The sequence below is a fragment of the Pseudomonas sp. GLN_2 genome, assembly GCF_043106005.1.
Lineage (GTDB): Bacteria > Pseudomonadota > Gammaproteobacteria > Pseudomonadales > Pseudomonadaceae > Aquipseudomonas > Aquipseudomonas alloputida.
This window is the reverse complement of sequence record NZ_JBICMC010000007.1, coordinates 1-23,388: the sequence shown is the minus strand read 5'-3', so window position 1 is coordinate 23,388 and position 23,388 is coordinate 1. Positions and strand designations below refer to the sequence as shown.

The 23,388-nt window shown below is 63.3% G+C and carries 25 protein-coding genes; 22 read left to right on the top strand and 3 right to left on the bottom strand.

All coding sequences use genetic code 11. The features are described from left to right. Positions 1 to 44: 44 nt before the first annotated feature. The 12 genes from fleN (at position 45) to ACF8Q6_RS01530 (ending at position 10,749) form a co-directional block, all read left to right on the top strand. A complete protein-coding gene (gene fleN / locus ACF8Q6_RS01585) occupies positions 45 to 878 on the top strand; it encodes a flagellar synthesis regulator FleN (protein WP_003254408.1) in 834 nt (277 codons plus the stop codon). Continuing rightward, positions 875 to 1,615, top strand: coding sequence for an RNA polymerase sigma factor FliA (gene fliA, locus ACF8Q6_RS01580; RefSeq protein WP_003254406.1), 741 nt, complete (start codon positions 875 to 877; stop codon positions 1,613 to 1,615). The genes fleN and fliA overlap by 4 nt, the downstream gene beginning before the upstream one ends. Before the next feature lie 107 nt (positions 1,616 to 1,722). Continuing rightward, on the top strand, positions 1,723 to 2,097 hold the full coding sequence (locus ACF8Q6_RS01575; RefSeq protein WP_010955070.1) for a chemotaxis response regulator CheY: 375 nt from the start codon (positions 1,723 to 1,725) through the stop codon (positions 2,095 to 2,097). A gap of 21 nt (positions 2,098 to 2,118) precedes the next feature. Beyond that, entirely contained in the window at positions 2,119 to 2,907 is a 789-nt protein-coding gene (locus ACF8Q6_RS01570; RefSeq protein ID WP_014590161.1) for a protein phosphatase CheZ, read from the top strand. Between the two features lie 12 nt (positions 2,908 to 2,919). Then, a complete protein-coding gene (locus ACF8Q6_RS01565; RefSeq protein ID WP_012051646.1) occupies positions 2,920 to 5,163 on the top strand; it encodes a chemotaxis protein CheA in 2,244 nt (747 codons plus the stop codon). Between the two features lie 46 nt (positions 5,164 to 5,209). Then, the gene (locus ACF8Q6_RS01560; protein WP_003254400.1) at positions 5,210 to 6,322 is read left to right on the top strand and encodes a chemotaxis response regulator protein-glutamate methylesterase; all 1,113 of its coding nucleotides are present in this window, start codon (positions 5,210 to 5,212) and stop codon (positions 6,320 to 6,322) included. Then, a complete protein-coding gene (locus tag ACF8Q6_RS01555) occupies positions 6,322 to 7,062 on the top strand; it encodes a flagellar motor protein (RefSeq protein ID WP_003254399.1) in 741 nt (246 codons plus the stop codon). Before ACF8Q6_RS01560 ends, ACF8Q6_RS01555 begins: the two co-directional genes overlap by 1 nt. Before the next feature lie 3 nt (positions 7,063 to 7,065). Beyond that, a complete protein-coding gene (motD, locus tag ACF8Q6_RS01550; RefSeq protein ID WP_014755793.1) occupies positions 7,066 to 7,923 on the top strand; it encodes a flagellar motor protein MotD in 858 nt (285 codons plus the stop codon). A gap of 223 nt (positions 7,924 to 8,146) precedes the next feature. Continuing rightward, complete coding sequence (locus ACF8Q6_RS01545) at positions 8,147 to 8,935, top strand: ParA family protein (RefSeq protein ID WP_010955064.1); 789 nt, start codon at positions 8,147 to 8,149, stop codon at positions 8,933 to 8,935. Then, positions 8,935 to 9,831 carry a CheW domain-containing protein gene (locus ACF8Q6_RS01540; protein ID WP_012051648.1) on the top strand — a complete coding sequence of 299 codons (897 nt, stop codon included), beginning with the start codon at positions 8,935 to 8,937 and terminating at the stop codon, positions 9,829 to 9,831. The genes ACF8Q6_RS01545 and ACF8Q6_RS01540 overlap by 1 nt, the downstream gene beginning before the upstream one ends. Before the next feature lie 41 nt (positions 9,832 to 9,872). Next, positions 9,873 to 10,352 (top strand): chemotaxis protein CheW, encoded by a 480-nt coding sequence (locus ACF8Q6_RS01535; RefSeq protein ID WP_003254393.1) that lies wholly within the window; start codon positions 9,873 to 9,875, stop codon positions 10,350 to 10,352. 1 nt (position 10,353) lies between these two features. Then, on the top strand, positions 10,354 to 10,749 hold the full coding sequence (locus ACF8Q6_RS01530; RefSeq protein WP_012051649.1) for a DUF2802 domain-containing protein: 396 nt from the start codon (positions 10,354 to 10,356) through the stop codon (positions 10,747 to 10,749). Positions 10,750 to 10,856: 107 nt separating this feature from the next. On the opposite strand, the gene ACF8Q6_RS01525 is transcribed toward ACF8Q6_RS01530, so the two are convergent. The 3 genes from ACF8Q6_RS01525 to ACF8Q6_RS01515 form a co-directional block, all read right to left on the bottom strand. Beyond that, positions 10,857 to 13,568, bottom strand: a complete 2,712-nt coding sequence (locus ACF8Q6_RS01525) for a dermonecrotic toxin domain-containing protein (protein ID WP_392492362.1) — start codon at positions 13,566 to 13,568, stop codon at positions 10,857 to 10,859. A 67-nt stretch (positions 13,569 to 13,635) separates the two neighbouring features. Then, positions 13,636 to 13,974: an EscU/YscU/HrcU family type III secretion system export apparatus switch protein gene (locus tag ACF8Q6_RS01520; protein ID WP_004577455.1), complete on the bottom strand. Its 339-nt coding sequence runs from the start codon at positions 13,972 to 13,974 to the stop codon at positions 13,636 to 13,638. Beyond that, complete coding sequence (locus ACF8Q6_RS01515; RefSeq protein WP_392492364.1) at positions 13,971 to 15,527, bottom strand: flagellar hook-length control protein FliK; 1,557 nt, start codon at positions 15,525 to 15,527, stop codon at positions 13,971 to 13,973. Before ACF8Q6_RS01515 ends, ACF8Q6_RS01520 begins: the two co-directional genes overlap by 4 nt. A 238-nt stretch (positions 15,528 to 15,765) precedes the next feature. Between ACF8Q6_RS01515 and ccmA the strand changes: the two genes are divergently transcribed. The 10 genes from ccmA to ACF8Q6_RS01465 are packed head-to-tail and all read left to right on the top strand — an operon-like array spanning position 15,766 to position 23,111. Continuing rightward, positions 15,766 to 16,398 carry a cytochrome c biogenesis heme-transporting ATPase CcmA gene (ccmA, locus tag ACF8Q6_RS01510; protein ID WP_003254385.1) on the top strand — a complete coding sequence of 211 codons (633 nt, stop codon included), beginning with the start codon at positions 15,766 to 15,768 and terminating at the stop codon, positions 16,396 to 16,398. Continuing rightward, positions 16,395 to 17,063: a heme exporter protein CcmB gene (ccmB, locus tag ACF8Q6_RS01505; protein ID WP_012051653.1), complete on the top strand. Its 669-nt coding sequence runs from the start codon at positions 16,395 to 16,397 to the stop codon at positions 17,061 to 17,063. Before ccmA ends, ccmB begins: the two co-directional genes overlap by 4 nt. Positions 17,064 to 17,109: 46 nt before the next feature. Beyond that, positions 17,110 to 17,877, top strand: coding sequence for a heme ABC transporter permease (locus ACF8Q6_RS01500; protein WP_012051654.1), 768 nt, complete (start codon positions 17,110 to 17,112; stop codon positions 17,875 to 17,877). Next, positions 17,874 to 18,050, top strand: coding sequence for a heme exporter protein CcmD (gene ccmD / locus ACF8Q6_RS01495; protein ID WP_003254380.1), 177 nt, complete (start codon positions 17,874 to 17,876; stop codon positions 18,048 to 18,050). Before ACF8Q6_RS01500 ends, ccmD begins: the two co-directional genes overlap by 4 nt. Further along, positions 18,047 to 18,502, top strand: coding sequence for a cytochrome c maturation protein CcmE (gene ccmE / locus ACF8Q6_RS01490; protein ID WP_003254379.1), 456 nt, complete (start codon positions 18,047 to 18,049; stop codon positions 18,500 to 18,502). Before ccmD ends, ccmE begins: the two co-directional genes overlap by 4 nt. Next, positions 18,499 to 20,487 carry a heme lyase CcmF/NrfE family subunit gene (locus tag ACF8Q6_RS01485; protein WP_392491246.1) on the top strand — a complete coding sequence of 663 codons (1,989 nt, stop codon included), beginning with the start codon at positions 18,499 to 18,501 and terminating at the stop codon, positions 20,485 to 20,487. The genes ccmE and ACF8Q6_RS01485 overlap by 4 nt, the downstream gene beginning before the upstream one ends. After that, the gene (locus ACF8Q6_RS01480) at positions 20,484 to 21,020 is read left to right on the top strand and encodes a DsbE family thiol:disulfide interchange protein (protein ID WP_014590171.1); all 537 of its coding nucleotides are present in this window, start codon (positions 20,484 to 20,486) and stop codon (positions 21,018 to 21,020) included. The genes ACF8Q6_RS01485 and ACF8Q6_RS01480 overlap by 4 nt, the downstream gene beginning before the upstream one ends. After that, positions 21,017 to 21,493 (top strand): cytochrome c-type biogenesis protein, encoded by a 477-nt coding sequence (locus ACF8Q6_RS01475; protein ID WP_014860172.1) that lies wholly within the window; start codon positions 21,017 to 21,019, stop codon positions 21,491 to 21,493. Before ACF8Q6_RS01480 ends, ACF8Q6_RS01475 begins: the two co-directional genes overlap by 4 nt. Further along, a complete protein-coding gene (gene ccmI / locus ACF8Q6_RS01470; RefSeq protein WP_392491245.1) occupies positions 21,486 to 22,682 on the top strand; it encodes a c-type cytochrome biogenesis protein CcmI in 1,197 nt (398 codons plus the stop codon). The genes ACF8Q6_RS01475 and ccmI overlap by 8 nt, the downstream gene beginning before the upstream one ends. Positions 22,683 to 22,694: 12 nt before the next feature. After that, positions 22,695 to 23,111: a hypothetical protein gene (locus tag ACF8Q6_RS01465; RefSeq protein ID WP_004577461.1), complete on the top strand. Its 417-nt coding sequence runs from the start codon at positions 22,695 to 22,697 to the stop codon at positions 23,109 to 23,111. Positions 23,112 to 23,388: the final 277 nt, after the last annotated feature.

Below are 23,388 nucleotides of genomic sequence, written 5' to 3'. Positions count from 1 at the left end.
CTACGTGTGGCCTGAGTCCCAGCGAGACAAGGTAAAGAACAGACATGGGTAGCATGCATCCCGTACAGGTGATCGCCGTGACCGGTGGCAAAGGTGGCGTCGGCAAGACTAACGTTTCAGTGAACTTGTCCCTGGCGCTGGCCGAGCTTGGCCGCAGGGTCATGCTGCTGGACGCCGACCTGGGCCTGGCCAATGTCGACGTGTTGCTGGGCCTTACCCCCAAACGTACCCTCGCCGATGTGATTGAAGGGCGTTGCGAGCTGCGTGACGTGATGCTGCAGGGCCCCGGCGGTGTGCGCATCGTACCGGCAGCCTCGGGCACCCAGAGCATGGTGCATCTGGCCCCGGCCCAGCATGCCGGGCTGATCCAGGCGTTCAGCGAGATCGGCGACAACCTCGATGTGTTGGTGATCGATACCGCTGCGGGTATCGGTGACTCGGTGGTCAGCTTCGTTCGCGCCGCCCAGGAAGTGCTGCTGGTGGTGTGTGATGAACCTACCTCGATTACCGACGCCTACGCGTTGATCAAGCTGCTCAACCGCGACTATGGCATGAACCGTTTCCGTGTATTGGCCAACATGGCGCAGAGCCCGCAGGAAGGGCGCAACCTGTTTGCCAAGCTGACCAAGGTCACCGACCGCTTCCTTGACGTTGCCCTGCAGTACGTGGGTGCCGTGCCGTACGACGAGTGCGTGCGCAAGGCGGTGCAGAAGCAGCGTGCCGTCTACGAAGCCTTCCCTCGCTCCAAGTGTGCGCTGGCCTTCAAGGCGATTGCCCAGAAGGTCGACAGCTGGCCGCTGCCGGCCAATCCGCGCGGCCATCTGGAGTTCTTTGTCGAGCGCTTGGTGCAACCCACCAGCGCGGGACCCGTACTATGAACGCCAGCGGCTTCAAGATGTACAGCCGGGCGGCGAAGGACGCCCAGTACGAGCTGATCGAACGCTACGCCCCGCTGGTCAAGCGCATCGCGTACCACCTGTTGGCGCGCTTGCCGGCCAACGTGCAAGTCGAGGACCTGATCCAGGCCGGCATGATCGGCCTGCTGGAAGTGGCCAACAAATACGACGCCAGCAAGGGCGCCAGCTTTGAGACCTACGCCGGCATCCGCATCCGCGGGGCCATGCTGGACGAAGTGCGCAAAGGCGATTGGGCACCGCGTTCGGTACACCGCAACACCCGTATGGTCAGTGATGCCATGCGTGCAGTTGAGGCCAGAACAGGCCGTGACGCTAAAGATCATGAAGTTGCTGCCGAACTCCAATTGAGTCTCGATGATTACTACGGGATCTTGAACGATACCCTGGGCAGCCGCCTGTTCAGCTTCGACGACCTGTTGCAGGACGGCGAGCACGAAGGGCTGCATGAGGATGGCGCCAGTGGCCAGGTCGAACCTGCGCGCGGCCTGGAGGAGGAGCGCTTCCAGGCTGCCCTGACCGAGGCTATTGCCAACCTGCCGGAGCGTGAGCGCCTGGTGCTGGCGCTGTACTACGACGAAGAGCTGAACCTCAAGGAAATCGGTGAGGTGCTGGGTGTCAGCGAGTCGCGGGTCAGCCAGTTGCACAGCCAGTGTGCCGCGCGCCTGCGCAGCCGCCTGGGGGAATGGCGGGCGCGTTGAGCCCACTGTCGTTGCAGTCGTTTTCCACGTTGTACCGAATTGAATGAGTGCGTGCTCGGTAGGCCGAGCGCGTTTGAGACTGCTTGGAGGTCTAATTGGACAAGAACATGAAAATCCTCATCGTTGATGACTTTTCGACGATGCGGCGGATCATCAAGAACCTGTTGCGTGACCTGGGTTTCACCAACACCGACGAAGCCGATGACGGCACCACGGCGTTGCCGATGCTGGAAAACGGCCACTACGACTTCCTGGTGACAGACTGGAACATGCCGGGCATGTCCGGCATCGACCTGCTGCGTAAAGTGCGTGCCAGCGACAAGCTGAAAAGCATGCCGGTCCTGATGGTGACCGCTGAAGCCAAGCGCGACCAGATCATTGAAGCGGCACAGGCCGGGGTCAATGGGTACGTGGTCAAGCCGTTCACCGCTCAGGTGCTCAAAGAGAAGATCGAGAAGATCTTCGAACGCGTCAACGGCTGAGTCACGTCAGGGGGGCGCGTCATGGATTCATCACAAACGTCTTTGGGCGAGTTCGAGTCGACCCTGAAGAAGCATGCCCAGGAGTTGGTCGAAAGCCTGGAGCGGGGCCGTTTCGGCGAGGCGGTGCAGTTGATTCACGAACTGAACCAGACCCGCGACCGCGGCCTGTACCAGGAAGTCGGCAAGCTGACTCGCGAGCTGCACAGTGCCATCGTCAGTTTCCAGATCGACCCCACCATGCCACAGGCAGAAGAGGTGTCGCAGATTACCGACGCCACCGAGCGCCTGTCCTATGTGGTCAAGCTGACCGAGGGCGCGGCCAACCGCACCATGGACCTGGTCGAGGAAAGCACGCCGGTGCTCAATGAGCTGGCCAGCGAGGCCAAGGCCTTGAGCACCGACTGGCAACGCTTCATGCGCCGCGAAGTGGCTGCGCCGGAATTTCGTGATCTGGTCAAGCGCGTCGACAGTTTCCTGACGCACAGCGCCGAGGGTAATCGCAAGGTTTCCGGGCACCTCAATGACATTTTGCTGGCCCAGGACTATCAGGACCTGACCGGCCAGGTGATCAAGCGCGTCACCACACTGGTGACCGAGGTGGAAAGCAACCTGCTCAAGCTGGTGCTGATGGCCAGCCAGGTCGACCGCTTTGCCGGTATAAAACATGACCACGATCAATTGCGTGCAGAAAAAGATCGAGAAAAACATCCGACTCGGGGTGAAGGTCCGCAGATTCATGCCGATAAGCGTGAAGACGTCGTGTCCGGTCAGGACGATGTCGATGATCTGCTGTCCAGCCTTGGTTTTTAAGGAGCACGTTTGATGAGCTTCGGCGCCGATGAAGAAATCCTCCAGGATTTCCTGGTAGAAGCCGGCGAAATTCTTGAGCAATTGTCCGAGCAACTGGTCGAGCTGGAAAGCCGACCTGACGATGCCGACCTGCTCAATGCGATCTTTCGCGGTTTCCACACCGTAAAAGGGGGCGCCGGCTTCCTCCAGCTGAACGAGCTGGTGGAGTGCTGCCATATCGCCGAGAACGTGTTCGACGTCCTGCGCAAAGGTGAGCGCCGGGTCGATGCGGAACTGATGGATGTGGTGCTCGAGGCACTGGATACGGTCAACAGCATGTTTGGCCAGGTGCGCGAGCGTGCCGAAGTGACACCGGCCACCCCCGCACTGCTGGCAGCGTTGTCGCGCCTGGCCGAACCTGGCGCAGCCGAAACTGTTGCAGCGCCTGCACCGGCACCGGTTGCCGACGTGTCGGTTGCCGCGCCGGCCGAGGCCGAGGAGCAACACCAGGACATCACTGACAGCGAATTCGAGCAGTTGCTCGATTCGCTCGATGCGGTCAAGGCGCAAGCGGCGGCCGACGAGCAGATGCAGGGCGAGACTGTCAGCGGTGCGGGTGATGAAATCACCGACGCCGAGTTCGAATCACTGCTCGACCAGTTGCACGGCAAGGGCCAGTTCAATGCCGAGGTTGCCGCGCCGCCGGTGGCCGTCAGCAGCGAAGCGGTCAGTGATGAGATCACCGACGCCGAATTCGAATCGCTGCTCGACCAGCTGCATGGCAAGGGCACCTTCCAGGCTGGCGCCTTGCCAGCCGCCCAGGCACCAGCGCCTGCCGCACCCGACAACAGTGCCGCCAGCGATGAAATCAGCGAGCACGAGTTCGAAGCCCTGCTGGACCAGTTGCACGGCAAGGGCAAGTTCGGTGGCGATGTTGCCGCTGTAGAGGCCCCGGCTGCTGTCCAGGCGCAAGCGCCGGCTGCCGCCAAGGCCGAAAGCCCGCCGGTGGCCAAGCCCGCTGCCGCGCCAGCGCCTTCGCCGGCCAGCAAACCTGCCGCGGCGCCTCGCGCGCCGGCCCCGGCCGCCGAAAAGCATGCCGCCAGCGAAGCGGAAACCACGGTACGCGTCGATACCGCGCGCCTGGACGAGATCATGAACATGGTCGGCGAACTGGTGCTGGTGCGTAACCGCCTGGTGCGCCTGGGCCTGAACAGCGGCGACGAGGCCATGTCCAAGGCCGTGTCCAACCTTGACGTGGTCACCGCCGACCTGCAGACCGCGGTGATGAAAACCCGTATGCAGCCGATCAAGAAAGTCTTCGGCCGCTTCCCGCGCCTGGTCCGCGACCTGGCGCGCCAGTTGAAGAAAGAGATCAATCTGGAGCTGGTCGGCGAAGAGACCGACCTTGACAAGAACCTCGTAGAAGCCTTGGCCGACCCGCTGGTGCACTTGGTGCGCAATGCGGTCGACCACGGTATCGAGATGCCCGAGGAGCGTGAAACGTCTGGCAAGGCACGTACCGGCCGCGTAGTGCTGTCGGCCGAACAGGAAGGCGACCACATCCTGCTGTCGATCTCGGACGACGGCAAGGGCATGGACCCGAACATCCTGCGCGCCAAGGCCGTGGAAAAGGGCCTGATGGACAAGGACGCCGCCGAGCGCCTGAGCGAGTCGGACTGCTACAACCTGATCTTCGCCCCTGGCTTCTCGACCAAGACCGAGATTTCCGATGTGTCCGGGCGTGGCGTGGGCATGGACGTGGTGAAAACCAAGATCTCCCAGCTCAACGGCTCGATCAACATTTTCTCGGCCAAGGGCCAAGGCTCCAAGATCGTCATCAAGGTGCCGCTGACCCTGGCGATCATGCCCACCCTGATGGTGATGTTGGGCAACCAGGCGTTCGCCTTCCCGCTGGTCAACGTCAACGAGATCTTCCACCTTGACCTGTCGCGCACCAACGTGGTGGACGGCCAGGAAGTGGTGATCGTGCGCGACAAGGCGCTGCCGCTGTTCTACCTCAAGCGCTGGCTGGTCCAGGGCCAGGTGCACGAAGAGCAGCACGAGGGCCACGTGGTCATTCTGTCGGTCGGCACCCAGCGCATCGGTTTTGTCGTTGACCAACTGGTGGGCCAGGAAGAAGTGGTCATCAAGCCGCTGGGCAAGATGCTGCAAGGCACCCCGGGCATGTCCGGGGCCACCATTACCGGCGACGGTCGCATCGCGTTGATTCTCGACGTCCCGAGCATGCTCAAGCGTTACGCCGCGCGGCGTATTTGATTTCGGTGGCGCGCCCTGGCGGGTTGCGCCGCCTAATGGAGTGTTTATGGCAGTCAAGGTCCTGGTGGTGGATGATTCTGGTTTCTTCCGCCGCCGTGTCTCGGAAATCCTCTCGGCGGATCCAACGATCCAGGTAGTGGGTACCGCGACCAACGGCAAGGAAGCAATCGACCAGGCGCTGGCGCTCAAGCCCGATGTGATCACCATGGACTACGAAATGCCCATGATGGATGGCATTACCGCCGTGCGGCACATCATGCAGCGCTGCCCGACGCCCGTATTGATGTTCTCGTCGCTGACCCATGAAGGCGCCCGCGTCACCCTCGACGCGCTGGATGCCGGCGCAGTGGACTACCTGCCGAAAAACTTTGAGGACATCTCGCGCAACCCTGACAAGGTCAAGCAGTTGCTGTGCGAGAAGGTGCACACCATTTCGCGCAGCAACCGCAGGATTGGCAGCTATGCCAGAACGGCGCCGGTCGCCGCGCCAGCGCCGGCCAGCACCTTCGCCAGCCAGGCGCAGACGCGCCCGGCAGCGCCTGCCCGTGCAGCGGCCCCGACACCGGCGGCCTCGCAGTCGCCGGCACCCAAGCGCAAACCCTACAAACTGGTGGCCATCGGTACCTCCACGGGGGGGCCGGTGGCGCTGCAGCGGGTACTGACCCAGCTGCCGGCCAATTTCCCGGCGCCGATCGTGTTGATCCAGCACATGCCGGCGGCGTTCACCAAAGCGTTTGCCGAACGCCTGGACAAGCTGTGCCGCATCAGCGTCAAGGAAGCCGAAGACGGCGACATGCTGCGCCCGGGCCTGGCCCTGCTGGCCCCCGGTGGCAAGCAGATGATGATCGATGGCCGTGGCACAGTGAAGATCCTGCCCGGCGACGAGCGCCTGAACTACAAGCCGTGCGTGGACATCACCTTTGGGTCGGCGGCCAAGTCGTACGGCGACAAGGTGTTGTCGGTGGTGCTCACCGGCATGGGCGCCGATGGCCGCGAGGGCGCGCGCCTGCTCAAGCAGGGGGGCAGCACGGTGTGGGCTCAGGATGAAGCCAGCTGCGTGATTTATGGCATGCCCATGGCCATCGTCAAGGCCAACCTGGCGGATGCCGTGTACAGCCTTGACGAAATCGGCAAGCACCTGGTGGAGGCGTGCGTCTGATGGACGTCCTTAGCCTGATCGGTCTGATTCTGGCTTTCGTTGCCATCGTCGGTGGCAACTTCCTTGAAGGCGGTCATGTCGGTGCTCTGGTCAATGGCCCGGCGGCTCTGATCGTGCTGGGAGGCACCCTGGCGGCGGCGTTGTTGCAGTCGCCGCTGTCGTCGTTCAAGCGCGCCTTGCAGATTTTGCGTTGGATCCTGTTTCCTCCGCGGGTTGACCTGGCGGGCGGCATCGACCGCGTGGTGAACTGGAGCCTGACCGCTCGCAAAGAAGGCCTGCTGGGCCTGGAAGGGGTAGCGGACAGCGAGCCCGACCCCTATGCGCGCAAGGGCCTGCAACTGCTGGTGGACGGTGCCGAGCCGGAAGCGATCCGCAGCATCCTTGAGGTCGACTTCCTTACCCAGGAAGGCCGTGACATCCAGGCAGCCAAGGTATTCGAAAGCATGGGCGGCTATGCGCCGACCATCGGCATCATCGGGGCGGTCATGGGCCTTATCCATGTGATGGGCAATCTGGCCGACCCGTCGCAACTGGGCAATGGCATTGCCGTGGCCTTTGTCGCCACCATTTACGGTGTGGCCAGTGCCAACCTTGTGCTATTGCCGGTCGCCAGCAAGCTCAAGGCCATCGTCATGCGCCAGTCGCGCTACCGTGAAATGCTGCTCGAAGGCCTGCTGTCGATTGCCGAAGGTGAAAACCCGCGCTCGATCGAGCTGAAGCTGCAAGGCTTCATGGAGTAACCCATGCGTCGCCGTCGTCATACCGAGGAACACGAAAACCACGAGCGCTGGCTGGTGTCGTACGCCGACTTCATCACGTTGCTGTTCGCCTTCTTCGTGGTGATGTATTCCATTTCCTCGATCAACGAGGGCAAGTACAAGGTTATTTCCCAGGCCTTGCTAGGGGTATTCAACGACCCCGAGCGCAGCATGAAGCCGATCCCGATTGGCGATGAGCAGCCGCTGAGCGTGCGCCCGGCCGAACCGCTGGTCAAAGACAGCGAGCAGACCGAAGCGGGCCTGGCGGCGACCAATGTCGACCCGTTGAAAACCATCAGCGATGACGTGCGCGATGCCTTCGGCGACCTGATCAACAGCGACCAGATGACTGTGCGCGGCAACGAGCTGTGGATCGAGATCGAGCTCAACTCGTCGCTGCTGTTTGGCAGTGGTGACGCGATGCCCAGTGACAAGGCGTTTGCGATCATCGAGAAGGTGGCCAACATCCTCAAACCGTTCGCCAACCCGGTGCACGTCGAAGGCTTCACCGACAACCTGCCGATCCGCACCGCTCAGTACCCCACCAACTGGGAGTTGTCCTCGGCGCGCGCGGCCAGCATCGTGCGGCTGCTGGCCATGGAAGGCGTCAACCCGGCACGCATGGCTTCGGTGGGCTATGGCGAGTACCAGCCGGTGGCCAGCAACGATACCGCCGAAGGGCGCGCACGCAACCGCCGGGTGGTGCTGGTGATTTCCCGTAATCTGGAAGTGCGCCGCAGCCTGACAGGCTCGGGCAGCGCCAATGCCACACCGGATGCCGCATTGCGCCGGGCTGGCACACAAAGTGCACCGGCAATACAAGCAACGGTAGCGAGGCCGTGATACGTCAATTCCCCGTCGCTGATACGAACACGATTTTGAATGTGCCGCCGCCCCCTGTGGGAGCGGGCATGCCCGCGAAGCCAGCGACTCGGTGAATGGCACCGGCTACGCCGGTGTCCGCGGGCTTGCCCGCGCCCACAGAGGGGCGTGCGAGCTTTGAAGTTTTGCGCATGACGGTTGTTTCTACAGTGTCCCTGCCAAATCAATAGATAGAGTTTGCTTGATGAGAGTCTGGGCAGTAGCCAATCAAAAAGGTGGCGTCGGCAAGACCACCACTACCATTGCCCTGGCCGGCCTGCTGGCCGAGGCCGGCAAGCGCGTGGTCGTCGTCGATCTCGACCCGCACGGCTCGATGACCAGCTACTTCGGGCACAACCCGGATGCCCTGGAACACAGCTGCTACGACCTGTTCCTGCACAAGGGCACGGTGCCCGAAGGCTTGCCCGGGCAACTGCTGCTGCCCACCAGCGATGAGCGCATTTCGCTGCTGCCGTCGAGTACCGCCCTGGCGGTGCTGGAGCGCCAGTCGCCAGGGCAGAATGGCCTGGGCCTGGTAATCGCCAAGAGTCTGGCGCAGCTGTGGCAGGATTTCGACTATGCCCTGATCGACAGCCCACCCTTGCTGGGTGTGCTGATGGTCAATGCCCTGGCCGCCAGCCAGCAGCTGGTGATCCCGGTGCAAACCGAATTCCTAGCGGTGAAGGGCCTGGAGCGCATGGTCGGCACCCTGGCCATGGTCAACCGTTCGCGCAAGCAGGCGCTGCCGTACCAGATCGTGCCGACCCTGTTCGACCGTCGTACCCAGGCGTCGCTGGGCACCCTCAAGCTGCTGCGTGACACCTACGGGCAGCATGTGTGGCAGGGCTACATTCCGGTGGATACGCGCCTGCGCGATGCCAGTCGCAAGGGCGTTACGCCTTCGCAGTTCGACAGCAAGAGCCGTGGGTTGATCGCCTACAGGGCGCTGCTCAAGCACCTGCTCACCTACAAGAACGCAGTGCAGGTGGCCTGATGACTCAAACCCGGCAAACCAGCACCCGGCCCCAGATGGCCCTGCAATCGTACCTGGACGGCCTGCTGCAGGAGGCCACCGAGGCCGAAGACCTGAGCGAGCAGCCGGCAGTGGCGGATGAGTTCGCCGAGGCGGTGCGCGAGGAGCAGGCACGCGATGCCCGTCAGCCAGCCCGGCCTGAGCCCGCCGAAGCCGCCGCCGCCAGCTTTGCCCCGCGGCCGTTCGCCGAACCCCGTCTGGCGGTACTGCCCAGCGTGATGCCGGTGGAAGCCCCGGTGGTGACGGTGGTCGAGCAGGAGGTCGTGGCCGAAGCCAGCATCCCGGTACTGGTCGAAGAACAAACCGTGGAACCGGCTGTGCCGCTGGTCGATGTGCATCTGCCGGCACCCAACCTGCCCGTACCCCCGGCCACTGTCGACGGTCGTCCGGTGTGGGCGGCCGAGCCGTTCGAATGCCTGCTGTTCGACGTTGCCGGCCTGACCCTGGCGGTGCCGTTGGTGTGCCTGGGCTCGATCTACACCCTGGCTGGCCAGGAGCTGACGCCACTGTTCGGCCAGCCCGACTGGTTCCTCGGCATCCTGACCTGCCAGGCCGGCAACCTGAAGGTGCTGGACACTGCGCGTTGGGTAATGCCCGACCGCTACCGCGATGATTTTCGCCAGGGCCTGCAATACGTGATTTCGGTACAGGGCTACGAATGGGGGCTGGCGGTGCATCAGGTCAGCCGCTCGCTGCGCCTGGACCCGTCGGAGATCAAGTGGCGCAGCCAGCGTGGCCAGCGCCCGTGGCTGGCCGGCACCGTAATCGAACACATGTGCGCACTGCTCGACGTCGCCGCACTGGCCGAGCTGATCGCCAGCGGTGCGGTCAAGCAGATGCACGCCAAACAGAAATGACACAGAACATACCGCCAACGGCGGATTTTGAGGGTAGGGGAATGAAAAAGTCGTCTGCACAAGGTTCCGAAGATCCGATCCTGCAGTGGGTTACCTTCCGTCTGGACAACGAGTCCTACGGCATCAATGTGATGCAGGTGCAGGAAGTACTGCGCTACACCGAGATTGCCCCGGTGCCGGGTGCGCCGAGCTACGTGCTGGGCATCATCAACTTGCGCGGTAACGTGGTGACGGTGATCGACACGCGTCAGCGTTTTGGCCTGATGCCGACCGAAGTGACCGACAACACCCGTATCGTCATCATCGAAGCCGACAAGCAAGTGGTCGGCATTCTGGTCGACAGCGTGGCCGAAGTGGTTTACCTGCGCCAGTCCGAAATCGAGACCGCGCCGAACGTGGGTAACGAAGAGTCGGCCAAGTTCATTCAGGGCGTGTGCAACAAGAATGGCGAACTGCTGATCCTGGTCGAACTGGACAAGATGATGACCGAGGAAGAGTGGTCCGAGCTGGAGAACATCTGAGTTGATCCTAGAGGTTGCTGTCATCTTCCTGGCGCTGGCCTGGGCGCTGAGCCTGTGGTTTTTCCTCAACTACAGCAAGCGCCAGCGCGAGCTGGCTGCGCAGCAGGCCGAGGGCGATGCGCTGCGTGACCAGCGCATCAAGGACTTGGCCAAGCGTCTGGATGACTACCAGAACGGCACGGTGCGCATGGGTGAGGCCATCCATGAGCTGCGTGCGACGGTGGCTACCCTGCCAGACCGGCTGGAGCGCCTGGAGCAGCGCGACCCCAGCAACGTTACCTTTAGCCAGGCGGCCAAGCTGGTGGGGATGGGGGCGAGTATCGATGAGTTGACCCAGAGCTGCGGCCTGACCCAGGCCGAGGCGGAGTTGATGAGCAAGGTGTATCGGGCTCCTTGACGGGGGTACCCTCGGCAGCAGGTACGTCGCCTGGGAAATCGAGCGGCGCCCATGCGTCGCTCGATTTGAAAGGTGTCGCCAGGCCCGTTCAGTAACCGCTGTTCATTTCAGTTGCGAACCCAGGAGTGATTGCCGCCCACGCCGGCGAACCGGTTCAGGGGCAGCAGTTGCTTCAGGGCTGTATTGGCTTGCGAAGGGTTGATGAATGGATAGGTGTTGACACGTGGCATGGTGTGCAGGTTGATGATCTGGCGCAGGGTCCGCAACCCGGGTAGATGGCGATCGACCACTTCAGTGAGCAGCGCCGGCCCGGTGAGATAGCTGAGCGTGTTGGCATAGCGATAGAAACCGCTCGGGTCCTGTTCCAGGCTCGGTCGGCTTTCGTAGAAGTCTGCATGGGTCTGAAAACGTGCGAGCATTTCATCGGAGATCGCATTCAGCAGTGGGTTGCCTGGGTGGCTACCAATGAGGCTGGTGTTGTACAGGCAATTCATACTCATCTTCTCGTTGGACATCGGCGGTGGCAGCAGCAGCCCATCGGGTGGGGTGCGCAGCTCGACCTGATCGATCGTTTCGCCCTTGCCGTCCGGCAGCAGGAAGTCGTCCACGTCCATGTACAGCCCACCCTCATGGTGCAGCATCCGGTAGCGCAGCACATCGGTCGCAGACGCGTAATTGGTGGCGATGCCACCGTTGCCATCCAGCGCTGCCTCGTACTGCGCGTAATAGCGGCTCTGGCGGAAGGCCCGGAAGAAGCCTTGCTCTTCAAGCGGCAATACCTGCAGCCCTGGCGCCCGGGCTGCCAATAGCCTTGCGTTCTGTTCGTAGGCGGTAGGCGAAGCCTTCGACAGAAACAGGCGCATGCTGTATTCACTGTCGCTCAGGCGCGCGGCGTTGGCGGCAAGGTTGGCCAGCAATGGCTCGCTTATGACTTTGTCGCCGACCCAGAGGCTGGAGATAAGTTTGGGGATGGGGGTGCTGTCCGGGGCCGGTGTCGGAATGGTGACGGGCAGTGGCAGGTCGACACCCAGCGCGCGCAAGGTGCGGGTGCGCATGGCGTCGGTGACTGGGCGCTGCCTGTCGAGCGCCACAAGGTCACGGCTGCCAGGCACTGCGATGTAGGCTTGCGGCTCGACCTCGTTGACGGTTTCCTTGATGATGAATGCGTCGTGCTCCAGGTCATAGACCACGCGTGCATTGTAGGTTTCGATGCTGCATTCCAGGTCGTCCAGTTCGCCATCGTAGTGTGGCAAGCGTATCACCGCGCCGGCAACAGCCGGGTCGCCTTCGTCAAGCGGTGTAATCGGCTCGTGGTGGTGGAAGTACTCCGCGCCTTCTGGCTCAGGAAGCCGTGGTGGACTGGTCGGGCTTAGCGGATAGCCGAGCTGCTCGTTGACCTCACGCGGCATGACAAAACCATCACTTTTGAACTCGAACAAGGCCTTGATGCCTGCTGTGCCCTCCGTTGCCAGCGGTACGGCGTTGAACAGCCCCCAGGCGATGTCGCCCACTCCGTCCTGTTTGGCTTTCAGGCTGTGGCCGTTGATCACCTGATCCAGGCCCAGGCCCAACTGGGCAATGCCACCGAGCGCCAGCAGTGGCGCCAGCCCCGGCACCACCAGGCACAGTGGCGCTAGCAGGTTGAGCGTGTTGGTGAGGTAGCCACGCCATTTGGCTTTGGTAACCTGGCTATCGGTGGTGATGACAAAATCGGCATCGTCGTAGCTGCGCTGGCGCTGGCGCTCGGTCAGGGCTGCGAACATATCCCCGGTCAGTTTGGGGTTGTACTTGCCAGGTTTGTAGTTCACGTAGGTTCTGGGGGGCCAGACACCATCATCGTTGAAATAACCATGTTCAGGCGGCAGCCGGTGCCGGTCCGGATAGTCGCCAAGACCCTCGAGCGCGGTGTCCAGGCCGCTGAAATCAAGGCCCTGAGGGCGGTCGGCGAGCCTGAAGTGTTGTTTGAGTGCCTCGCGTCGGGCAGGGTCCTTGCACTGATCGCCTACCCAGTCCTTGAGCAGGTTCTCGCTGGCGAATTCGAGCAAGGGCGAGCTGTTACCTGGCATGTACAGCAGGGTCAGATCGCTGTGGGGGGCATTGATGTACAGCAGGTCGGTGGCCGCATAGCCATAGATGCTCAGCGTGCTCACCCGTATCTTGAAGCGCTGCGGCATCATGCCGGCGGCTTGCCATGCCAGCTCCCTGGCGGCATCACTCAGGCGCCCCTGGCTGACCTGGGCGTTGCAGGCGGCGATGAAATTGAGCTTGCTGGCCAGGCGGTGACTGTCCTGATGCTCCTGCCAGTAAGCGTCGAGCATGGCTTTGAATGGCTGGTGAAAGTCCAGCGCTTCTATGAACCGCTGGAAGGCTTCAGCCGGAACTTGAATGTGGGTCGAAGCATCGTAACGGGCAGGGGACGATCGCTGGAACAGGCCGTTATACACCTCGAAGGCTGCTCCCTGATGGCCAAAGCCCAGCGCTGGCAGGCGATCGACCAGCCTCAATGGCCCTTGGGGGAAGGTGCCTGCCCACGGGTTGGCGAACAGCGCGCCGATGAGGTTGTTATCGGACTCCCCTTGCCAGTTGCCCAGCAGCGCCTGGGTCATGCTCTGGGTCTGCTGGATCGCTGCCACATACCCTTGGTCATCCGGCCGGTAGTGCAGGGTGACCACATCGACGCGATCGGGGTCGATATGCACACCTTGCCCGGCAAGCCACTGCCGGATCAAGCGATTGGCTTCGCGGTCCGGGCGTGGGATGTTGGCCAGATGGTCTACTACGAACTGCACGCCCTTGGCGTTGATTCTGCTGTCGATCATGACGGTCACCTTGTACGTGGGAGGCCGACAAGGTTGGGCGCATGGTGGGGGAGGGGGTGGTAGATAGTTACTGGCCAGTGCCGGGCAGCGGGGGCAATGGTGGGGTGATATCGCGTTCTGTCGGGCGCGGATCATCGAAGCCGGCGGGTACCTTGCCGCGCAGTTGCCAGGCGAAGGCGATGATTTCGGCAATGGTCAGGTACAGCGCTTCGGGTATTTGATCGCCCAGCTCCAGCCGCGCCAGCAGGCGCACCAGCTCGGCGTTTTCGTAAATCGGCACTTCGTGTTCGCGGGCGAGCGCAAGGATGGCCTCGGCCAGGTCCTCGTCGCCCTTGGCGGTGAGGGTCGGTGCCTGATGGCCGTCGTAGTTCAGCGCTATGGCTTGGCGTGGTGTCGTATCGTTCATGCGGTTTCGTCCACCCAGCGTTGTTCCATCCGTGTGCGTGGCCCCTGCGGCGGGATGCCCGGGTGGCACTCCAGGTCGCCGACTTCCAGGCCCTGGGCCACCAGGCGCGCGCGCAGCGCGCCAAGCTGGGCGTCGATCAACCGCGCGGTCTGCTCGCGCTCTGCCCATAGCTGCCCGCTCAGGCGGCCCTCGCTCAGTTGTGCCTGCACTTGCAGGGGGCCGAGCGGGGACAAGTCGAAGGCCAGCTCGATGCGCCACAGGGCTTGCCGAGGGTTTTGGGCTTCATGTTGGCGGTCGGCCTGTTGTTGTGGGGTTTCTTCGCGCTGCAGTTTGACTTGCAGCGGAATGAAGTCCTGGCCGTGACGGATGGGCACTTCGGTTTGCCAGGTGGTCTGCAGGTTGCCGTTTTCCAGCGTGCCGGTTTGTTGCAGGCTGCTCATGGCGTGGCTCTGCAAACGTGAAATGGCAGCGGCAGCCAGGCGCAGCAGCTGTTGCAGGTCGCCTTCCTCTTCCAGGGCCTTGAGCAGGCGCGACGGTAATGGGAACGCGCCCGGCTGCGGCTTGGGGCTGACCCGCTCGAGCATGCCCAGCGCGCTGCGCGCCAGTATCGGCATGGTCATGGCCAGGCTGGCGGTGCTGAGAGTGGTGGCCCCTGCCGGGAGGGCAGGGGCCTGGGCCATCAGCCGCAGTAAATGCGCTTTGAGGTCGGTGTCGACGCTGGCGGTGGACCCACTCAGCAGCTTCGCTTCGAGAAAGCTGCCGCTGTTGTTCAAGGCCTGGGCCACTGCCTTGGCGTCGCCCAGTTGTCGGGCGTCCGGCAGGCCGGCCAGCAGGCGTTCGGCGCTGGCGCGCAGCTCGCCATCGACGCCTGGGTCGCGGGTGAGCTGTTGCAGGGCGTTGAGCAGGCCGGGCAGCGAGGCTTGACGGTTTTGCTGTGTCAGCAGCTGTTGGGCAATGCTGAGTTGGTCCTGCCTGCCGCTGAGCGGCACGAAGCGCAATGACTGATCACCCTGCACCAGGGCGCTGAGCAGGCTGCCAATGGCCAGCGGGCGCGGGCTGTCGATGCTCAGCGTGGCACCGGCCTGGGTGCTGTTGAGCAAGCTGACCAGCGCCCGGTACACGGCCGGTTGGCCGGGAGCCTGGGCCAGCGGCTGGTTGGTCAGGACCTTGCCTTGCAGCAAGGTGCCGACCGGCACCTTGCTGGTGTCCAGCTGGGTGAGGGTGGCGACCTGGCTGGCGCTGGCCTGTTGCAACATGATCGCCAGGCGATTGCTTTCGGTCTGGCTGACGGTGATCTGGCTGCCTTGGGGCAGCGGCTGGCTGGCGTTGGCCTGCAGTTGGGTCTGCACGCCGTTGGCCTGCATCAGCCTTAGCACCAGCTGAAAGTCCTGGCCCGTCTGGCGCAACGATAAAACCTCGGCTTGCGCGGTTTCGCCCGGAGCCAGCAACCCAGGCTGCGCCTGGATAAGGCGCAGCAGTTCGCCGGTCGTGCCCGCCTTCATGGCTTGGCTGTTGATCGCGGTTTGTGCGCCGAGACTATTGATTTCAGTCATGATTGTATACAACCTGTCGAGCCCGGCCTCTTGGCAGCGCGGCGGCGCGTGTAATAATGCCGAGCGCCCGTGGTTGCCAGTATAACGGCAGCGCGCGGGGCGACTTGAGACACAAGGGTTCTGGAGCGGTGTTGGCTGCTTCGCGGGTGAACCCGCTCCTACAGGGTTCTGTGGGAGCGGGTTCACCCGCGAAACAGGCGACGCCGCTCCAAAGCCCTACTGAAGATAAGGCGAAACCGTGACCCTTCACCTCCAAGCCGCAGGCCTGGCCTGCGAGCGCGACTGGCGCCTGCTGTTCGAACAGCTCGATTTCGAGCTGGGCGCCGGTGACATGCTGCAGATCAGTGGCCCCAACGGCAGTGGCAAGACCAGCCTGTTGCGCCTGCTGGCCGGGCTGATGCAGCCGACGGCCGGGCAGATTCTGCTGGGTGGCAAGCCACTGGCAGAACAGCGTCATGCCCTGGCCAGCGCCCTGCTGTGGATTGGCCACGCCGCCGGCATCAAGGACTTGCTCACCGCCGAGGAGAATCTCACCTGGCTGTGCGCCTTGCACCAGCCGGCCAGCCGCGAGGCGATCTGGGCGGCGCTGGAGGCTGTCGGCCTGCGCGGTTTCGAAGACGTCCCCTGCCATACCCTGTCGGCCGGCCAGCAGCGCCGCGTGGCGCTGGCCCGGCTGCACCTGGCTTGCCCGCCGCTATGGATTCTTGACGAGCCGTTCACCGCGCTCGACAAGCAAGGCGTGGCGCAGCTTGAAGCGCACCTGGCAGCCCACTGCGAGCAGGGCGGCACGGTGGTGCTGACGACTCACCACACACTGGAACGCAAGCCCTCCGGTTACCGAGAACTGAACCTGGGGCAATGGGCTGCATGAGCGTATTCATTTTGTTGTTGCGCCGCGAAGCGCGCCTGCTGTTCCGTCGCCCGGCCGAACTGGCCAACCCGTTGGTGTTCTTCGCCATTGTCGTGGCCATGTTCCCGCTGGCGGTGGGCCCAGAGAGCCAATTGTTGCAAACCTTGTCGCCGGGCCTGGTCTGGGTGGCGGCGTTGCTGGCCGTGTTGTTGTCGCTGGACGGCCTGTTCCGCAGCGATTTTGAAGACGGCTCGCTGGAGCAATGGGTGCTGTCGCCGCACCCACTGGCGTTGCTGGTGCTGGCCAAGGTGCTGGCGCACTGGATCTTTTCCGGGCTGGCGCTGGTATTGTTGGCGCCACTGCTGGCACTGATGCTGGGGCTGCCAAGCCATTGCCTGCCGGTGCTACTCGGTTCGCTGCTGCTGGGGACGCCGGTATTGAGCTTGCTGGGCGCGGTAGGTGCGGCACTGACAGTCGGCCTTAAACGCGGAGGTTTGTTACTGGCGTTGCTGATTCTGCCGTTGTATATCCCTGTATTGATCCTGGGCAGTGGTGCGTTGCAAGCGGCGTTGCAAAATATGCCGGCAACCGGCCATCTGCTCTGGCTCGCCAGCCTGACGGCCCTGGCCGTTACCCTGGCACCCTTTGCGATAGCGGCCGGCCTGAAGATCAGCGTCGGCGAATAACGAGTCCCGGGCTCTCAAGCCCGGCAAATACCCTGGATGTACCCTGATGAAAATAAGCTGGACGTGGTTCCACAAGCTGGGCTCCCCGAAATGGTTCTATGCCATCAGCGGCCGCATGCTGCCGTGGCTGGCCGGTGCTGCCGTGCTCCTGCTGCTGGTCGGTATCACCTGGGGCCTGGCCTTCGCCCCCCAGGACTACCAGCAAGGCAACAGCTTCCGCATCATCTATATCCACGTGCCGGCGGCGATGCTGGCGCAGTCCTGCTATGTGCTACTGGCGGTGGCCGGGGTGGTGGGGCTGGTGTGGAAGATGAAACTGGCCGACGTCGCCCTGCAATGTGCCGCGCCCATTGGCGCCTGGATGACCGCCGTGGCGCTGGTTACCGGCGCCATCTGGGGCAAGCCGACCTGGGGCAGCTGGTGGGTGTGGGATGCCCGCCTTACGTCCATGCTCATCCTGCTGTTCCTGTACTTCGGCATTATTGCGCTGGGCCAGGCGATCAGTAATCGTGACAGTGCAGCCAAGGCCTGTGCGGTGCTTGCGATTGTCGGTGTGGTGAATATCCCGATCATCAAGTATTCAGTGGAGTGGTGGAACACCCTGCACCAGGGCGCCACCTTCACCCTTACCGAAAAGCCGGCGATGCCGGCCGAAATGTGGCTGCCGCTGTTGTGCACGGCGCTGGGTTTCTACTGTTTCTTCGGCGCCGTCCTGCTGCTGCGCATGCGCCTTGAAGTGCTCAAGCGCGAAGCACGCGCCAGTTGGGTCAGGGACGAAGTATTGAACAGCCTGGGGCGGAGGGCCACACAATGAGCTTTGCCACCTTCGGTGACTTTCTCGCCATGGGCCACCATGGCCTGTACGTGTGGTCGGCCTATGGCATCTGCCTGGCGGTGCTGGCGCTGAATGTCGGTGCGCCACTGCTGGCTCGTCGTCGCTATTTGCAAGAAGAGGCGCGCCGTTTGCGCCGGGAGAACAACCAGTGAATCCGCAGCGCAAGAAACGCCTGTTGCTCATCGTCGGCCTGCTGGTCGGCGTCGGGGTTGCCGTCGGCTTTGCCTTGAGCGCATTGCAGCAGAACATCAACCTGTTCTATACACCGACCCAGATCGCCAATGGCGAAGCCCCGCTGGACACGCGCATCCGCGCCGGCGGCATGGTGGAGAAAGGCTCGGTGCAGCGTTCGGCCGACTCGCTGGACGTGCGTTTCGTGGTAACCGACTTCAACAAGTCGGTACCCATCACCTACCGCGGCATCCTCCCCGACCTGTTCCGCGAAGGGCAGGGCATCGTCGCCCTTGGCAAGCTCAATGCCGACGGTGTGGTGGTAGCCGATGAAGTGCTGGCCAAGCACGACGAGAAATACATGCCGCCCGAAGTCACCAAGGCCCTGAAGGAAAGTGGCCAGGCCGCTGCCGGCGGGGAGACGAAGCCATGAACGCAGCACTGGTAGTCCCCGAACTGGGCCAGTTGGCGATGATTCTGGCCATCTGCTTTGCCGTCGTGCAGGCCAGTGTGCCGTTGCTTGGCGCGTGGCGTGGCGACAGCCTGTGGATGAGCCTGGCGCGGCCGGCAGCGTGGGGGCAGTTCGCCTTCCTGGCGTTTGCCTTTGCCTGCCTGACCCATGCCTTCATGACAGACAATTTCTCGGTCGCCTATGTGGCCAGCAACTCCAACAGCGCCTTGCCCTGGTACTACAAGTTCAGTGCGGTGTGGGGCGCCCATGAGGGTTCGTTGCTGCTTTGGGCGCTGATCCTCGGTGGCTGGACCTTTGCCGTGTCGGTGTTCTCCCGGCAGTTGCCGCAGGTAATGCTGGCCCGCGTGCTGGCGGTAATGGGCATGATCAGCGTGGGCTTCCTGAGTTTCCTGATCATTACTTCCAACCCGTTCCAGCGCCTGCTGCCGCAGGTGCCGACCGATGGCCGTGACCTCAACCCGCTGCTGCAGGACTTTGGCCTGATCGTTCACCCACCCATGCTCTACATGGGCTATGTGGGCTTCTCGGTGGCCTTCGCGTTCGCCATTGCCGCCTTGCTCGGCGGCCGGCTGGACGCTGCCTGGGCGCGCTGGTCGCGGCCGTGGACCATCGTCGCCTGGGCGTTCCTGGGTGTTGGCATCACCTTGGGGTCGTGGTGGGCCTACTACGAACTGGGCTGGGGTGGCTGGTGGTTCTGGGACCCGGTGGAAAACGCCTCGTTCATGCCTTGGCTGGTGGGCACCGCACTGATCCACTCGCTGGCGGTGACCGAGAAACGCGGGGTATTCAAGAGCTGGACGGTGCTGCTGGCAATTGCCGCATTTTCGCTGAGCCTGCTGGGTACCTTCCTGGTGCGTTCCGGGGTGCTGACCTCGGTGCACGCGTTTGCCGCCGACCCGTCGCGGGGTATTTTCATCCTGTTTTTCCTGCTGTTCGTGGTCGGCGGGTCGCTCACCCTGTTCGCCCTGCGCGCACCGGTGGTCAAGAGCCAGGTCGGTTTCGCCCTGTGGTCGCGTGAAACGCTGCTGCTGGCCAACAACCTGGTGCTGGTGGTCGCAGCTTCGATGATTCTGCTCGGTACCCTGTACCCATTGGTGCTCGATGCCCTGACCGGGGCCAAGCTGTCGGTCGGCCCGCCCTATTTCGACGCCTTGTTCCTGCCGCTGATGGCGCTGCTGATGGTGGTGCTGAGCGTGGGCGTGGTGGTGCGCTGGAAGGACACCCCGGGCAAATGGTTGGTAGGCATGATGACCCCGGTATTGATCGGCAGTGCCATCCTTGCCCCGGTTGCCGGCTTTATCGTCGACGACTTCGACTGGCCGACGCTGACGGCCTTCGCCCTGGCCGCCTGGGTAGTGCTTGGCGGGCTGCGTGACATTTTCGACAAGACCCGCCACAAGGGCTTGGTCAAAGGCCTGCCGGGCCTGGGCCGCAGCTACTGGGGCATGCAACTGGCGCACCTGGGCCTGGCGGTGTGTGCGCTGGGCGTGGTGTTGTCCAGCAACAACAGCGCCGAGCGCGACCTGCGCATGGCGCCGGGCGAAAGCGTGGAGCTGGGTGGCTACCACTTCCTGTTCCAGGGCGCCAAGCACTTCGAGGGGCCGAACTTCATCTCTGACAAGGGCACCATCGTGGTCAGCCGCGAGGGCCGTGAAGTGACCACACTGTACCCGGAGAAGCGCCTGTACACCGTGCAGCAGTCGATGATGACCGAAGCAGGTATCGACGCCGGCTTTACCCGCGACCTGTACGTCGCGCTTGGCGAGCCACTGGCGAATGGCGCCTGGGCTGTGCGCGTACATATCAAGCCTTACGTCCGCTGGATCTGGCTGGGCGGTCTGCTGACCGGCCTGGGCGGGTTGCTGGCGGCCCTCGACCGGCGCTACCGCGTCAAGGTCAAGACCCGGGTGCGTGATGTCCTGGGCGTGTCTGGAGCAGCTGCATGAAGCGTTGGATCATGGTAGTGCCCCTTGCAGTGTTCCTGCTGGTGGCGGTGTTCCTCTACAAGGGGCTTTTCCTCAAGCCCGACGAGCTGCCTTCGGCAATGATCGGCAAACCGTTCCCGGCGTTTTCCCTGGCGTCGACACAGGGGGACCGCACCCTGACTCAGGCCGACTTGCAGGGGCGCCCGGCACTGGTCAACGTGTGGGCCACCTGGTGCCCGTCGTGCAAGGTCGAGCACCCGTACCTGAACCAGCTGGCACAGCAGGGGGTGGTGATCCATGGGGTCAACTACAAGGATGACAACGCCGCCGCGCAGAAGTGGTTGGCCGAGTTCCACAATCCCTATCAGCTGGATATTCGTGACGAACAGGGCAGCCTGGGTCTGGACCTTGGGGTGTATGGGGCGCCCGAAACCTTCCTGATCGATGCCAAGGGCATCATCCGCTACAAGCACGTCGGCATCGTCGATGCCACGGTCTGGCGTGAACAGCTGGCGCCGTTGTACCAGGGCCTGATTGATGAGGCCAAGCCATGAGGCGTTGGCTGGCAGCTGCGGTGCTGGGCATGAGCCTGGCCGGTGTGGCCAAGGCGGCTATCGACACCTACCAGTTTCGCGACGAGGCAGAGCGCGAGCGTTACCAAGAGTTGACCAAGGAACTGCGCTGCCCCAAGTGCCAGAACCAGGATATTGCCGACTCCAACGCGCCGATTGCTGCCGACCTGCGCCGAGAAATCTTCCGCATGCTTGGCGAAGGCCAGAGCAACCAGCAGATCATCGACTTCATGGTCGACCGCTATGGCGACTTCGTGCGCTACAAGCCGGCGCTCAGCGGGCGTACCTGGCTGCTGTGGTTTGGCCCGGGGATCTTGCTGGCCGGTGGCTTCGTGGTGCTGGCGGTGATCGTACGCCGGCGCCGTGCTACGGCCGTGCAGGGCGCCGATGAGTTGTCTGCCGAAGAACGCGAGCGTCTCGCCAAACTGCTGGAAAAAGAACAGACCCATGATTGAATTCTGGCTTAGCGCGGGCCTTCTGCTGCTCGCTGCCCTCAGCTTTTTGCTGCTCCCGATCCTGCGTGGCCGCCGTCGCCAAGAGGAAGAAGACCGCACGGCCTTGAACGTGGCCCTTTATCAGGAACGTGTCGCCGAACTGGCGGCCCAGCAAGCCGCCGGTGTGCTCGATGAGGCGCAGATGGCCAAGGGCCGGGACGAGGCTGCCCGCGAGCTGCTGGCCGATACCGAAGGCGCCGAGGCCCCGCGCCAGGGGCATTTGGGCAAGCTCCTGCCGCTGCTGGCTGCGGTACTGGTACCGCTGATGGCGCTGGGGCTGTACCTGCATTTTGGGGCGGCCGACAAGGTGGCGCTGACCCAGGAGTTTGCCGAGGCACCCAAGTCGATGGAAGAAATGACCACGCGCCTTGAGCGCGTGGTGCAGGCCCAGCCGGATTCGGCCGAGGCCATGTATTTCCTTGGCCGGGCCTACATGGCCGAGCAGCGCCCGGCGGATGCCGCGCGTACGTTCGAACGGGCCGTGGCCTTGGCTGGCCGCCAGCCCGAGCTGCTGGGGCAGTGGGCGCAGGCGCTCTACTTTGCCGCCAACAAGCAGTGGAGCCCGCAATTGCAGGCGCTGACTGACGAAGCGCTGAAGGCGGACCCCAACGAAGTGACCAGCCTGGGCCTGCGCGGTATTGCTGCGTTTGAAGGCGAGCGTTATCAGGAAGCCATCGACTACTGGAAGCGCTTGCTGGCGCAGTTGCCAGAAGGTGATGCATCGCGAGCGGCCCTGCAGGGTGGTATCGACCGCGCCGCCGAGCGCCTGGGTGGCGCGCCAGCAGAGGCGACCGAGCCTGCACCTGTGGCGGCTCGCCTGAAAGTGCGGGTGGAACTGGCGGCTGCCTTGAAGGACAAGGTTCAGCCGGACGACACGGTGTTTATCTTCGCTCGCGCCAGCAATGGCCCGCCGATGCCGCTGGCGGCCAAGCGGGTGACCGTGGCGCAGTTGCCGATCGAGGTGGAGTTGTCTGATGCTGATGCGATGATGCCGCAGATGAAACTGTCGCAGTATGCCGAAGTCCAACTGGTTGCACGTGTATCACGCGCGGGTCAGCCTACCCAGGGTGAGTGGATTGGCCGGGGTGCGCCGTTGTCTAGCGCCACCCAGGCTACCCAGCGCCTGACCATCGACACTCCAGACCAGTAAGAGAGCAATGCCATGCACAGCACCGTCCGCCTGACCCTGATTACCCTGGCCCTGGGTTTGTCTGCGTGTACGGTGCATGAGCCGTACGAGCAGCCCGCGCCTCCGATCGAGCGTGTGCCGCCGTCGGGGCCGGTGGTCAAGCCCTTGCCGGGCAGGCAGCCTTCCACTCAGCCGAGCAAGCCGGCGGCGATACCCAAGCCCATGCCGCGCACCTCGGCCAGCTTTGCGCCACCGCCTGGCGGGGCAAGCCACTGGGATCCCAAGCTGGGTGTATATGTGTTGGAGAAGCAGCCCAATACCTTCTACCGGCAGCGTACCTACTATCGGTTTGATAACGGCTGGAGCTGGTCGTTGAGCCCGAATGGGCCTTGGCAGGAAACTGACAGCAGTGGTGTACCAGGTGGGTTAGGGCGGGCGTTCGCACAGTAACGCTATTTCTGTATTCGCTTCTGTTTCTGTTTCTGTTTCTGCTCTTGATTTTGATTTTGCTTGTAAGCGCGCGATAGATCAGGCGACGCAGATTGCGACTTCAGGAGGCCGAGCGCAGGGCTTGCGAAGGGAGGTGACGGGCATGGATGCCCGTCAAGCGCTGAGGCCCCATGGATGGGGCCTGCAGCGCGTACTCCCGGGAGCAAGACCGTAGCGAGGGAACCCCGGAGCGTAGCGCAGGGGCCGGATGATAGGAGCCAGCGTTTTTTGGTTACTT